Source organism: Pseudomonas sp. MM211 (assembly GCF_020386635.1).
Lineage (GTDB): Bacteria > Pseudomonadota > Gammaproteobacteria > Pseudomonadales > Pseudomonadaceae > Aquipseudomonas.
The window spans coordinates 4,076,494-4,090,115 of record NZ_CP081942.1 but is presented as its reverse complement, the minus strand read 5'-3'; the positions used below and the strand labels follow the sequence as shown (position 1 = coordinate 4,090,115).

Genomic DNA, 13,622 nt, shown 5'->3' with positions numbered 1-13,622 from the left:
ATCACTTGGCGATATTGCGCATCAGGAAGTCCATGTACTGAGCGGACTCGGGGAACAGGGCCTTCTCGGTTTCGAATTGCTGGCGCACCTGATCGGGCTTGCCAATCTCCGCGTACAGCATGCCTAGATGGGCATGGAAGCCTGGCGGCAGAGTGCGATCCGCCGCGCGGGCTTTCTGCACGCTGGCTTCAAGGGCGGCAATCTGCTCTTCGGGGCCGGTGGTGTTCTCGAAGCGCTGATAAACCTGCTGCTGATAGCCATCCCAGTAGTACAGCGATTTGGGCTGCTGGGCGCAGCCGCCCAGCGTTGCAACGGCGAGCAGGGCTGCCAGCAGAAGGGGAGTACGGGCGAATTTCATGGTCGAGTTCTCCGCGCTCACTTGACCGGGCGCCAGGCGCCGCTGTCGACACCGCTGACCAGGTTGTTCACGGCTTCACGAATCGCCAGGTCGAGCACCTTGCCATTGAGCGTCGAGTCGTAACTGGCGGTGCCGCCGAAGCCGATGACTTCACGGTTCGACAGGCTGTACTCGCCGGCGCCCTGGGCGGAATAGACCACTTCGGAAGTGGTGACGTCGACGATATTGAGGTTCACCTTGGCATAGGCGATCTGCTGTTTGCCGCGGCCGAGAATACCGAACAGCTGGTGGTCGCCGACTTCCTTGCGGCCGAATTCGGTGACGTCACCGGTGACCACGAAGTTGGCGCCTTTCACCTGTTGAGCCTGCTTGGAGAAACCCGACTCCTGCTGCAGCTCTGCGAGGTTGTCGCGGTCGAGCACATTGAAACGGTTCGACTGCTGCAGGTGGGTGATCAGGATGGTTTTGGCCTGCCCGCCAAGGCGGTCGACGCTGTCGCTGAAAATGCCGCGCAGATAGCTGGAGCGGTTATCGAACTTGCCGACGGCGATCGGGCTGCGCGGGCCGTTGTAATGGCTGGCAGCGGTAGTGACCTTGGCGACTTCCAGGGTGCGCGAGCTTTCGGTGGCGCAACCGGCGAGCAGCACGAGCATGCCTGCAAGGCTGGCGGTGATGATCTTGTTCATACGAATCTCGTGAAAAAGTGGGCAGGGCAAGGCCTGTAACGGACAGGAAGCTGCCGAACACTTTCACAAGGTGATAACGCATGGGTACTTCGGGCAGCCTGTGCGCGAAGGGTTTGATGAGTCTATCCATGACGCTAACCCGAGAGCCGGGGCGTGGCTTCCTGCGTCGGCGATTCTAGTGATCGTAAAGGCCTTTTGCCAGTAGCGCCTATCATTGGTGTGATGGAGTTGGTAAAGCGTTGGCCCTCAGCTTCAGCGCGACAATGGTGTGCTGCGGCAGTCGGACATGCATGTGTGACTTTCTCGGGAGACATCTCGCATCACCTCGGCCCAGGTGCTGCGAGAGCATGGCTTGGGCGAGAAAGTCAGTAGGTGTATTTCAGGGAGGTCATGAAGTTGCGGGGCGGCCCATATATGCCGTTACCCGCCGAGCCCATGAAATACTCCTTGTCGAACAGGTTGTTGACGTTGAGCGAGGCGGTCAGGTTTTCGCTGATGTCATAGCGAGCCATCAGGTTGGCGAGGGCATAGCTGCTTTGCGTGTAGAGATGCAGATTGTCACCGGTCTTGCTTTCCCAGTTGACCCCACCGCCAATCGTTAATTTATTCAGTGCGCCTGGGAGGCGGTAGGTGGTGAAGGTCTTGATGCTGTGTCGAGGCGCCCGGGTCAGGATGCGTTCGTCGTCCTTGTTGCGAGTGACGCTGTAAACGTAGCCGCTACTGAAGTTCCAGCCCTCTGCAAGTTCGCCATTGAGCTCGAGCTCCACGCCTTCAGTGGTCGTGTCGTTGTAGAGGTCATAGGTACGTACGACGCTGTCCCAGACGGCCAGGTTGTCCTGCTCGGTTCTGAATACGGAGAAGTTGGAGTTGAGGCGACCGTCATTGAAGCTGCCCTTGATGCCGGCTTCATAACTGGTGCCTTCTTCCGGCGCTGGCGACTCGACGTAGTCCTGGACGAAGGAGTCTTGCGGCTGGAATATCTGCGTGTAACTGGCGTACACCGACCACGTGTCATTCAGCGCGTGAACGAGGCCCGCGTAGGGCACGAATATACCGCTTTCACGGCTGTTTTCTTTGCTCTTGAGGCCAGTGGTGTAAGACGTGGAGTCCTTGTTCTGCTTCCAGTCGGTTACCCGGCCACCCAGTAGCAGACTTGTATCCTCAGTCAGGTGCAGGCGGGTGCTCAGGTACGCACCATACTGATACTCGTGAGAAGTCGATTTCCCGCTGCGGTTGAAGTCAGGCCTTGGTGTCGCATCGACCCAGTCTGATGCATCCGCAACGGTGAGGGCGGATCGCAGCGCATAGCCAGGGCTGCTCGACTGCAGTTGCGACAGCGTGACGCCCCCGATCAATTCATGCTCCTGCCCGAACAGCGAGAAGGGGCCTGTCACATAGGCGTCCAGGCTGTCCTGACCGACATCGCTTGCCCAATGAACCGGGCGCACGATGCCACCTGTTCCGGTTGCCTGGTCGATATTGCCTGTCAGGTTTCCAGTGATGGTGTCGTAGCTGTACTCGGTGTGGGTGAACTCTGCCTTGGCATTCCAGCCTGACTCGAAGCTGTGCTCGATCGATGTGAAGACACTGCTCAGTTCGTGGTCGTAGTACTGCCACTTGGGTGTGTCGTTATCTTCTGCATCGAATCGGATGCGCTGCCCGTTGCTGTAGAACAGCAGGCTGGGCCTCACCGGGGAGTCGGTGTCCCGGGTGATATGGCTGAAGCCGAGCGTGAGCAGGGTGCTGTCATTCAGATCCACTTCGGTAATGCCATAGAGCGTGAAGTAGTCCTGCTGGTAATTGTCTGTCCAGGCTCCCTGCTGCTTGTAATCGACAACTGCTCGAGCGCGGATATTGCCGCTTTCGGTAAGGGGGCCGGAGGCATCCACTGCGGTGCCGTAGCGCTGCCAGTTTCCGGTCTCTGCGCTGAGAATGACCTGCGGCTCGTAGGTTGGACGTTTACGGATCATGTTGATCGTCGCGGACGGCGTTCCCAGTCCGCTCATCATGCCGGTAGCGCCACGCACGATCTCGATGCGGTCGAAGATTGCCGTGCTTTGCAGGTAGTTGCTCAGTGATGACGAGGTCGGCACGCCATCTATCTGGAAGCTTTTGATGGAAGAGCCGCGCGCCCAGATTTGCGGGGCGTCAGCTCCCATGCCCAGCGGTTTGACGGTAACTCCGGGGGTGGCCTCCAGCACGTCACTCAAGTTGGTCAGGCGTTGGTCATCCATGCGTTGTCGGGTTATCACCGCAATCGACTGTGGTGTTTCCTTGGGCGACAGGTTGAGGCGCGTGGAGCTGCTCGTCGACCAGGTCGTGTAAGAGCCAGTGCCTTCGGTGGTCGAGCCAGGCGCCTTGCCGGAAATGCTCAGGGCCGAAAGCTCCATGCCACCGCTGATTGGTAGCGGCTGTAGCTCATAACGATTCTCGCCGGTTTTCACCGCTTCCAGGCCGCTGCCCTCAAGCAGGATCGCCAGCGCCTGTTCGATGCTGTAGCTGCCGTCCAGAGCGCGACTGTGCTGGCCGCTGGTCAGGCTGGCATCGCCGGCCAGGAAAATGCCGGCTTGAGCGGCGAAGCGGTTGAGTTGCGTGGCCAGCGGGCCGGATTCGAGTTGGTAGTGTTCGGCGGCGCTGGCCAGTGGTGCGAACAGGGCCAGGGCGATGGCCAGGCTCAGGGGGCGTAGAGAAACCGAGGGGCGAGGGGACATAGGTGTTCCTTGGCTGATGTTGTGGCAGTGTCATCAGCTAATTCGGATGAGACGTGAAAACCGGAACGCCTAAATGAAAATAATTTTCACATGGGTTTCTTGTTTTCTTTGCAAAGCGCCTTGGTAGCGATAGTGGTCATTCGTTACGGAGACACCAATTGGTGGGCTAAAGCCCACCCTACAGCGGGATGTGCGCAGCGATGTAGGTTGGTTGGCAAATTGGTGCTTGCGAGGTAGCGGGCAAGACGGCATCTACCGAGGAGCACGAGTTGTAGATACCGTCTTGCCCGCTACCTAGCAAGTGCCAATTCAACATCAAAAGGCACTCCCGATTTCAGTACGCCGTAGGCGATGCACAGCAACTTGCGCATCGCCGCACACACGATCTGTTTTCCGGTTTTGCCTTTGTCTCTCATGCGCTCAGCCATTGCCCGTATCGCGACGTTATGCGTTATGGACACCACGCCGGGCATGTACAGTCCCGCCCGCAAGGTGGCAGAGCCGGTGCGAGATATCCGCGTTTGGCCTTTGAATTTCCCAGACTCTTGAAGCCTGGGATTGAGCCCCGCATAGGCCGTCACAGCACGGCTGCCGTCGAACCTGTCCAAATCGCCCAGTTCGGCCAGCAGCAGCGCTGCCGTCTTGTCCCCCACGCCGTCGATACTCATCAACAGGTTCCGTTTGCCCCTGAGGTCATCGTTGTCGTCGAAGTGTTTCTTGATCGCCTCGAGCGTCTCGTCGATCTGCTGGCGGGTGTGCTCAAGCACCGATCTGATTGACTCCACTACCCGCGCATCGCTCGTGACATCCAGGCGGTTCTGCTCCATCTGTTCGAGCTCCTGAAGATCCTTCAAGCGACGTACCAGGGCCTTGAGGCGGCGAAGTGACGGTGGATCAGGTTTCCAGATACGTAGCTCGTCCTGATGCTTATCGCCGTAGCTGGCAATCAGCTTCGCATCGACCTTGTCGGTCTTCACCCGCTGTAACTGGCTGCGCGCGTAGTAGGCAATCTGCGCAGGATTGAGCACGCAGACGCGGTAGTTTCTCTCGTAAAGCCACTCGGCTAGCGCCTCGTGATAAATACCGGTCGCTTCCATCACGATCCAGGCCTGCGGATCGGCGTGCTTGAGCAGCCACTGCTGCAGGGCCTCGAACCCTGCCGGGTCATTGGCGAGCTTGGCCTTGGTGCGGTGCTTGCCGTTTGCCTGCACCGTGGCAATGTCGAATGAGTGTTTAGCGATGTCGATTCCGACTACAGACATGGTCCTCTCCTCTTTTTCTGTCTGATCGTCACTGCATCCGTCCAACCTTGCTGATGCGAGCTCGAGGCTCTGGATACCGTTCGGACTTATCAGGGTGAGTGTGGAGCCATGCAGCGCAATCTACGAAACAGGCTCAAGGCCTTAGGGTGGGCTCGACTTGCATGACTCCCCCGATGATCAGTCGGGGACTATCGCCTCTTGTGAGGCGGTAGTCGAGATACAAGGGTGGGCTTCAGCCCGCCAGATCGAATGTCCGCCACAGCGTTTGATCGAGCCGCTAGCGCCTGGCTTCGAGGCTGACCCACCACGGCAGTGGCCGTTCGATGCTGATCGGCAGCACGCTTTGCAGCATGCTCAGGCTCTGTTGCAGATCGTTCAGCGGGAAGGTACCCATCACCCGCAGACCGGCGATTTCCGGTGCTACACCGATATGGCCATGGTGATGGCGGGCCAGCTCGGTGATCACCTCGCCCAGCGGTCGTTCATCGGCCTGCAGAATCCCTCGCGACCAGCTCTGCCGTCCGCTGCTGGCCGCTTCCTCCGTGGTCAGCTGCGCGGCATCGAAACGGCGCTGGCGGCCAGCGGGTACCACCGTGGCTACCTCGCTCTGATCGCCGAAGCGAATGGCAACCTGGCCTTCGAACACATCGAGCCTCGTCTGGTCTGCTTGCTGGCCAATACTGAAGCGAGTCCCTAGGGGTTGCAGACTGCCGTGGACGGTTTCAACCAGCATTGGTCGACTATCCCCGGCGGTCTCGATCAACACTTCGCCCTGGATCAGGCGCAACGTGCGCCGTTGCGCCGTGTAGGCAATATCCAGCGCGCTGTTGCTGTTCAACCAGAGGCGTGTGCCGTCTTCCAGGCTAAGCGAGCGGATTTCACCGACGGCGGTGCGCTGATCGGCACGCCAGGCCAACAGACTCTGCTGCGCCGGCGCCCAACCGAGACGGGCGAGCAGGGCGCCACCGCCAAACACGGCCAGGCCCAGCAGCACCTTGCGCCTGGAGTGTTTGAGTTGTCTGGCAGCGCTCAGGGTGTGCTGGGCGGTATCGCGGTCATCCTGCAGCGGCGAGAAGCGCGTGCCGATACGCTCGACGTACTGCCAGGCCAGGCGATGACTGTCGTGCTCGGCGTGCCAGCTCTGCCAGTTGGCGCGCAGCGCTGCATCGGCGTCGCCCTGCAGTTGCGCGTACCAGTATGCAGCCTGCTTGAGCACGGCGTGATCCGGGGCATCAGACGAGGGCTTCATCCAGCTCCATCTCCAGCAGCAGGCACTGGTACATGGCCTGGGCCAGGTACTTGGTCACGGTGCGTTCGGATACGCCCAACTGCACGGCGATTTCGCGGTAGGTAAGGCCTTGCAACTGAGCCAGCAGAAAGGCCTCGGCGACCCGCTCCGGCAGGCGGGCGAGCATGCTGTGAACCTGCTGCAGTGCTTCGAGCACCATGGCTCGATGTTCTTCTGAGGGCGCGCAGACCTCGGGACGGCTTGCCAGCACATCGAGCCAGGCCTGCTCGACCTCGCGACGGCGCCAGAAGTCGACGCACACATGCCGCGACATGGCGTGCAGGTAGGCGCGGGCGTGGCTGTCGCTGTCGAATTGGCGAGGTTTGCTGAGCAGGCGCAGAAACACGTCGTGAGCCAGGTCCGCCGCATCGCTGACGTTGCCCAGGCGCTTGCTCAGCCAGGCCTGAATCCAGCCGTGGTGGGCACTGTAGTAGCCCTCCACCTGGTGTGCGTAGGAATCGTCCAGGGTAGACATCGAAATCAATCACATATGCGAAGTGTTCGCATCTTATTGAAGTGCGATGGTGGCGGCAATCCCGCTTTAGCCTACGGGGTAGAGGATTCCGGCAGCAACGTGGCGATCAGCGCCCGCACGCTGCCGGGCAGCGCTTCGAGGTCGCGTACCAGCATGCTGCGTTCGCGCACGGCCCAGGCCTCGTTCAGTTCGATGGTGTGCAGCTTCATGGTGCGGCGGTGTCGGCTGGCGGCGGACTCGGGGATGATGCCAATGCCGACGTTGGCTTCGACCATGCGGCAGATGGCCTCGAAGCTGGACATCTGGATGCGCAGCGACAGCGTGCCGCCCAGGGTTTCCACATGTTCACGCAAGAAGGTCAGCAGCGTGCTGCCGTCGTGCAGGCCGATGTGCTGGTACTGCAGGGTGTCGCGCAGGCTGACCTGATCGCGGCCGGCCAGGGGGTGGTTGTCCGGCACCACCAGCACCAGGCGATCGGTGCTGAAATGCAGCACCTGCAGGCCAGCGGCTTCCACCGGCCCTGCGATGATGCCCAGGTCGGCGCCGCCATCGAGCACGCCGCGGACGATATCGCGGCTCAGGCGCTCCTGCAGATCCACCGTCACGCCGGGGCGCTCGGCAAGGAAGCCAGCCAGTACTTCGGGCAGGAACTCGGTCACTGCAGTGGTGTTGGCGAAGATGCGGATATGCCCGGCCGAATCACTGCCGTATTCGGTGAACTCGCTTTTCAGGTAATCGACCTGGCGCATGATCAACCGCGCGTGCTGCAGCAGGCGCTGGCCGGAGGGCGTCAGCTCCACGCCACGGCTGTCGCGGTACAGCAGGCGCGTATCGAGCTGGCCTTCCAACGCCTTGATGCGCGCGCTGGCTGCGGCGGGTGACAGCGAGGCGCGCCGTGCGCCCTGGGTCAGGCTGGGCGATTCGGCGATATGGATGAAAAGGCGCAAATCCGGCAGATCGAAGTGCATGGTGATCCTGTTCAGGCAGCGGAAGCGGTGTTCAGCATAACCGAACGCCGGTTTATGCAAATGCAAATTCACAGAACGATAAGTGGATTGCATGCTGGTCGCACATAAAAAGACAGCTGGAACCCACCATGAGCGACTCTGCTTTTTCCGCCTGGATCGGCCGCACCGAAGAATCCCACGATCAACTGAGCCGCAACCTGGTCAAGCGCATCGCCGCGACCCTGGGCGAAGACACGCCCGCTCACGGCGAAGCCTTGCCGCCGCTCTGGCACTGGGCGTTCTTCCAGGGCCCCATCGCCGAAAGCGGCCTGGGGGGTGACGGTCACCCGGCACGCGGTGGCTTTCTGCCGCCGGCCGACAACCGCAACCGTATGTGGGCGGGCGGTCGCGTCGAGTTCATCGCCACGCTGCGGGTCGGCGCAGAGGCCACCCGCGTGTCGACCATCAAGCACATCGAAGAAAAGCACGGCCGCACTGGCGCGCTGCTGTTCGTCACCGTGCAGCACGATTACCTGCAGGACGGCGAGCTGGCGATCCGCGAGGAGCAGGACATCGTCTACCGCGAGCCCAGCCCGCCCAAGAGCGGCGCTGGCGAGGCGCTGCCGAGCGGTGACTGGCGCGAAGGCGTGGTGCCCAGCCCGACACTGCTGTTTCGCTACAGCGCGGTGACCTTCAACGGCCACCGCATTCATTACGACTGGCCCTATGTCACCGACACCGAAGGCTATGCCGGGTTGGTGGTGCACGGCCCGCTGATCGCCACCCTGAACCTGCGCGCGTTCTGCCGCGCCAACCCGCAGGCCCGTTTGCGTCGTTTCGCCTATCGCGGCCTGCGCCCGCTGGTTGCGCCAGAGCCCTTCGAGGTGGCCGGGCGCGTCAGCGCTCCGGGCAAGGCGCAGCTGTGGGCCGGTAATGAAGCCGGCATGGCCCAGCAGGCCGACTTGGAATTCGACTGACCAGCGCCATTGATCCCCCTGCGCTTGGCGTACAACAAGAAGAATCGAGGAATCGAGATGACCCCGGAACAGAACGAAGAACTGAATTTCATCCGCGAAGGCGTACGCGGCCTGTGTGCCGAATTCCCCGCCGAATACTGGCGCAAGATCGATGAAGAGAAGGGCTTCCCGGAAGCCTTCGTGGCGGCCATGACCGAAGCCGGCTGGCTGTCGGCGATGATCCCGGAACAATACGGCGGCTCTGGCCTGGGCCTGGCCGAAGCCTCGGTGATTCTCGAGGAAGTGAATCGTTGCGGCGGCAACTCCGGCACAGTGCACGGGCAGATGTACAACATGTTCACCCTGTTGCGTCACGGCAGCGATGAGCAGAAAAACTACTACCTGCCGAAGCTGGCCAGCGGCGAGCTGCGCCTGCAGTCCATGGGCGTGACCGAGCCCACCACCGGCACCGACACCACCAAGATCAAGACCACCGCCGTGCGCCAAGGCGACAAGTATGTGATCAACGGCCAGAAGGTGTGGATCTCGCGCATCCAGCATTCCGACCTGATGATCCTGCTGGCGCGCACCACGCCGCTCGCCGAGGTGAAGAAGAAATCCGAAGGCATGTCGATCTTCCTGGTCGACCTACGCGACGCCATCGGCAACGGCCTGACCGTGCAGCCAATCGCCAACATGGTCAACCACGAGACCAACGAGCTGTTCTTCGACAACCTGGAAATTCCTGCCAGCAGTTTGATCGGCGAAGAGGGCAAGGGCTTTCGCTACATCCTCGATGGCCTGAATGCCGAGCGCACGCTGATCGCTGCGGAGTGCATCGGCGATGGCCGCTGGTTCATCGAAAAAGCCAGTGCCTACGCCCGTGATCGCGTGGTCTTCGGCCGTCCGATTGGCCAGAACCAGGGCGTGCAGTTCCCTATCGCCAAGGCGCATATCGAGGTCGAGGCCGCCGATCTGATGCGCTGGCGCGCTTGCGAACAGTACGACCGCGGCGAAAATGCCGGGGCCAGCGCCAACATGGCCAAGTACCTGGCGGCGGAAGCCTCCTGGGCGGCGGCCAACGCCTGCCTGCAGACCCACGGTGGTTTCGGCTTCGCCAATGAATACGACGTCGAGCGCAAGTTCCGCGAAACCCGCCTGTATCAGGTGGCGCCGATCTCCACCAACCTGATCATGTCCTACGTGGCCGAGCATTTGCTCGAGCTGCCGCGTAGTTTTTAAGGAGCTTGCCATGAGCACCCATACTCAGCAGCTCGCTGCATTTCTAGCCGACCTCCGTTACGAGCAGATCCCCGCGCAGGTGCTGGATCGTACCGAAGACCTCTTCCTCGACTGGCTCGGTTCGGCACTGGCCAGTGAAGGCGCGCGGCCGATTCCGCTGTTCGAAGCCTACGCGCAAAAGATGGGCCCGACCGATGGCCCGGCGCGCATTCTGGTCAACGGCCGCGGCACCTCGGCGTACTTTGCGGCACTGGTCAACGGCGCGTCTTCCCATCTGGTCGAGCAGGATGACCTGCACAACAGTTCGGTGCTGCACCCGGCCACGGTGGTGTTCCCGGCGGCCCTGGCTGCGGCGCAGGGCCTGGGCAAGACAGGCCGCGAGCTGTTGCTGGCCTCGGTGGCCGGCTACGAGGCGGGCATCCGCATCGGTGAGTTCCTCGGCCGCTCCCATTACCGCATCTTCCACACCACGGCCACGGTCGGCACCCTGGCCGCTGCCGTGGCGGTGGGCAAGCTGCTGAACTTCGACAAACAGCAGTTCGTCCACCTGCTTGGCAATGCCGGCACCCAGGCCGCCGGGCTTTGGGAGTTTCTGCGCGATGCCGCTGATTCCAAGCAACTGCATACCGCCAAGGCCGCTGCCGATGGCTTGCTGGCCGCGTATTTCACCGATCAGGGCCTGACCGGCGCACAGAACATTCTCGAGGGCGAGCAGGGCATGGCCGCCGGGATGTCCAGCGATGCCAACCCGAGCAAACTGTCGGATCGTCTCGGCAGCCGCTGGGCGCTGGCAGAAACCTCGTTCAAGTTCCACGCCTCCTGCCGCCACACCCACCCGGCTGCCGATGCGCTGCTGGATCTGATGCAGCGCGAAGGCCTGCGACATGGCGACATCGCCCAGGTGATCACCCATGTGCACCAGGGCGCCATCGATGTGCTGGGGCGTGTGGTGGTGCCGCAGACCGTGCACCAGGCCAAGTTTTCCATGGGCACCGTGCTGGGCCTGATCGCCGTGCATGGCAAGGCGCAGCTCACCGAGTTCGAGAACCTGTCGCTCAGTGATGCTGACGTCAGCGAATTCAGGGATAAGGTCAGCATGCGCCTCGACCCCGAGGTGGATGGCGCCTATCCGGCGCGCTGGCTGGGTCGGGTCGAGGTGGTTACCACCGACGGCCGCACCTTGCGCGGCGCCATTGACGAGCCCAAGGGCGATCCGGGCAACACCCTCAGCCGCAGTGAGCTGGAAGACAAGTTCCGCCGCCTGCTGGCATTCGCCGGCAAGCGCAGCAGCGTTGATGCCGGTGAGCTGATCGCCAAGGTCTGGCGCCTGCGACAAACCGACGACCTGAGCGGCCTGGCCTGACTGCGTCGACATATTGCGCTGGATCGATGAAGCGCGATCCAGCCTACGGATCTGGACGATTGAAACGGGAAAACCGCCATGAATAACAACAATACGCAGCCCCGGCCATTGGACGGCATCACCGTGGTCAGCCTGGAGCACGCCATCGCGGCGCCGTTCTGCACCCGTCAGCTCGCCGACATGGGCGCTCGGGTGATCAAGGTCGAGCGCCCCGGCAGTGGTGATTTCGCGCGTGGTTACGACGAGCGGGTCAATGGCCTGGCGTCGCACTTCGTGTGGACCAACCGTTCCAAGGAAAGCCTGACCCTCGACCTCAAGCAGGACGATGCCGGTGAGGTGCTCGACAGCCTGCTGGAAAAGGCCGACGTGCTGGTACAGAACCTCGCGCCGGGCGCGGCAGCGCGCATGGGCCTGTCGTTCGAGGCGCTGCATGCGCGCTTCCCGAAGCTGATCGTCTGCGACATCTCCGGCTACGGCGAAGGCGGCAGCTACGAGAAGAAGAAGGCCTACGATCTGCTGATCCAGAGCGAGGGCGGCTTCCTGTCGGTCACCGGCGGGGCAGGCGACGATCAATTGGCCAAGGCCGGCTGCTCCATCGCCGATATCGCCGCCGGCATGTATGCCTACAGCAACATTCTTACCGCTCTGCTGCTGCGTGGCAGAACCGGTCTGGGCAGCCGCATCGATGTGAGCATGCTCGAGAGCCTGGTCGAGTGGATGGGTTATCCCCTGTATTACGCGTACGACGGTGCCACGCCGCCGCCGCGTGCCGGGGCCGCCCACTCGACCATCTATCCCTACGGCCCATTCCCCGCTGGCGACGGCGGCACGGTGATGCTTGGCCTGCAGAACGAGCGCGAATGGCAGGCGTTCTGCGAGCGGGTGCTGCTGCAGCCTGAACTGGTGACCGATGAGCGTTTCTCGGCGAACTCCAGGCGTTCGGCCAATCGTGAGGCGCTGCGCTCGATCATCGTCGGCACTTTCGCGGTGCTCAGTGCCGAACAGGTGATCGAACGGCTGGAACACGCACAGATCGCCAACGCCCACGTCAATGACATGGCCGGTGTCTGGGCCCACCCGCAGCTCAAGGCCCGCGACCGCTGGCGCCAGGTGGACAGCCCGGCAGGCAGCTTGCCCGCGCTGCTGCCACCCGGTAGCAACAGCGCCTTCACGCCGCGAATGGATGCGGTGCCAGCGCTGGGCGAGCACACCGAAACCTTGTTGGCCGAGCTGGGGTACAGCGATGCCGCGATAGCGGGCCTGAAGGTCAGCGGCGCGATTTGAGGCCTAGTTCGAGGCGACATGAGTCGGCGGCCGTGCACGCTCGGTTTTGTGGGCTAAAGCCCACCCTACGAAAGGCATACGGGTAGGGTGGGCTTCAGCCCACCAATTGGCCGTATCACCAAACAATAAGTCTTACGCCAGGAAGCAGATTCCATGACCAGACAAACCATCCGTAGCGCCTTGTTCGTACCGGGTAGCCGGCCTGATCGCTTCGCCAAGGCACTGGCCAGCGGTGCCGACACGGTCATCATCGATTTCGAGGATGCTGTCGAAGAACCGCTCAAGCGCCAGGCCCGTGAAAACCTCGGTGCCTTCCTGACAACCAACCCCGAAGCGCGGCTGAGAGTGCGGGTCAACTCGCCCGAGCATGCCGAGCATGAGGCGGATCTGGATTTCTGCGCCGCCCATGCGGGCGTCATCGGCGTGCTGTTACCCAAGGTTGAAAGCGCGGCGCAGAGCGAGCGTGCCGCCGCAACCGGCAAGCCTGTGTGGCCGATCATCGAAAGTGCCCGAGGCTTGTTGATGCTTGCCGAGATCGCCTTGGCCAAAGGTGTCGATCGCCTGAGCTTTGGGGCGCTGGACCTGGCTCTGGATCTCAACCTCAACACCGGCAGTGCGGCGGCGCAGATCGTTCTCGACCAGGCGCGCTACCACATCCTGGTGCATTCACAGGGCGCCGGATTGGCCGCACCGCTGGATAGCGTATACCCGGCCATCAGCGATGCTGATGGTCTGGCCCGCACCATGCAGCACGCCCGGGATATGGGCTTTGGCGGTGCGCTGTGCATCCATCCTGCCCAGGTCGACACCATTCACCGCGCCCTGGCGCCGGATGAGCAGACCCTCGATTGGGCGCGCCGCGTGGTTGCGGCCGATAGCGGTGGGGCTGGCGCCTATCAAGTGGACGGGCAGATGGTCGACGCGCCAGTGCTACTCAGGGCTCAGCGCCTGCTGGCGCTGGCTGGTGCGTGAAATAGGAGGGGGTCGAAACAGGTGTTCTGGCGTTCAGTAAAACCGAACGCCACCTTGAAAAAATGTGAATTCTGAAAA

The 13,622-nt window shown here is 62.1% G+C and carries 12 protein-coding genes; 5 read left to right on the top strand and 7 right to left on the bottom strand.

Going from position 1 to position 13,622, the window contains the following annotated elements; all coding sequences use genetic code 11:
• Position 1: 1 nt before the first annotated feature.
• From K5Q02_RS18760 to K5Q02_RS18730, 7 genes are all read right to left on the bottom strand, one after another.
• Positions 2–358 carry a DUF4810 domain-containing protein gene (locus K5Q02_RS18760; protein ID WP_225833065.1) on the bottom strand — a complete coding sequence of 119 codons (357 nt, stop codon included), beginning with the start codon at positions 356–358 and terminating at the stop codon, positions 2–4.
• A 17-nt stretch (positions 359–375) separates the two neighbouring features.
• Entirely contained in the window at positions 376–1,044 is a 669-nt protein-coding gene (locus K5Q02_RS18755; protein ID WP_225833063.1) for a CsgG/HfaB family protein, read from the bottom strand.
• 365 nt (positions 1,045–1,409) lie between these two features.
• The gene (locus K5Q02_RS18750; protein ID WP_225833061.1) at positions 1,410–3,755 is read right to left on the bottom strand and encodes a TonB-dependent siderophore receptor; all 2,346 of its coding nucleotides are present in this window, start codon (positions 3,753–3,755) and stop codon (positions 1,410–1,412) included.
• 290 nt (positions 3,756–4,045) lie between these two features.
• Positions 4,046–5,017 (bottom strand): IS110 family transposase, encoded by a 972-nt coding sequence (locus K5Q02_RS18745; protein WP_225833059.1) that lies wholly within the window; start codon positions 5,015–5,017, stop codon positions 4,046–4,048.
• Between the two features lie 277 nt (positions 5,018–5,294).
• Positions 5,295–6,266, bottom strand: a complete 972-nt coding sequence (locus K5Q02_RS18740) for a FecR domain-containing protein (RefSeq protein ID WP_225833056.1) — start codon at positions 6,264–6,266, stop codon at positions 5,295–5,297.
• Entirely contained in the window at positions 6,250–6,780 is a 531-nt protein-coding gene (locus K5Q02_RS18735) for a sigma-70 family RNA polymerase sigma factor (RefSeq protein WP_225833054.1), read from the bottom strand. Before K5Q02_RS18735 ends, K5Q02_RS18740 begins: the two co-directional genes overlap by 17 nt.
• 71 nt (positions 6,781–6,851) lie before the next feature.
• The gene (locus tag K5Q02_RS18730; RefSeq protein WP_042556107.1) at positions 6,852–7,748 is read right to left on the bottom strand and encodes a LysR substrate-binding domain-containing protein; all 897 of its coding nucleotides are present in this window, start codon (positions 7,746–7,748) and stop codon (positions 6,852–6,854) included.
• A 128-nt stretch (positions 7,749–7,876) separates the two neighbouring features.
• Between K5Q02_RS18730 and K5Q02_RS18725 the strand changes: the two genes are divergently transcribed.
• From K5Q02_RS18725 to K5Q02_RS18705, 5 genes are all read left to right on the top strand, one after another.
• A complete protein-coding gene (locus K5Q02_RS18725) occupies positions 7,877–8,704 on the top strand; it encodes an FAS1-like dehydratase domain-containing protein (RefSeq protein ID WP_225833051.1) in 828 nt (275 codons plus the stop codon).
• 57 nt (positions 8,705–8,761) lie between these two features.
• A complete protein-coding gene (locus tag K5Q02_RS18720; RefSeq protein WP_225833048.1) occupies positions 8,762–9,925 on the top strand; it encodes an acyl-CoA dehydrogenase family protein in 1,164 nt (387 codons plus the stop codon).
• Between the two features lie 10 nt (positions 9,926–9,935).
• Positions 9,936–11,288: an MmgE/PrpD family protein gene (locus K5Q02_RS18715; RefSeq protein WP_225833045.1), complete on the top strand. Its 1,353-nt coding sequence runs from the start codon at positions 9,936–9,938 to the stop codon at positions 11,286–11,288.
• Between the two features lie 78 nt (positions 11,289–11,366).
• Entirely contained in the window at positions 11,367–12,572 is a 1,206-nt protein-coding gene (locus K5Q02_RS18710) for a CaiB/BaiF CoA transferase family protein (RefSeq protein WP_225833042.1), read from the top strand.
• A gap of 153 nt (positions 12,573–12,725) precedes the next feature.
• Positions 12,726–13,544: an HpcH/HpaI aldolase/citrate lyase family protein gene (locus K5Q02_RS18705; RefSeq protein ID WP_225833039.1), complete on the top strand. Its 819-nt coding sequence runs from the start codon at positions 12,726–12,728 to the stop codon at positions 13,542–13,544.
• Positions 13,545–13,622: the final 78 nt, after the last annotated feature.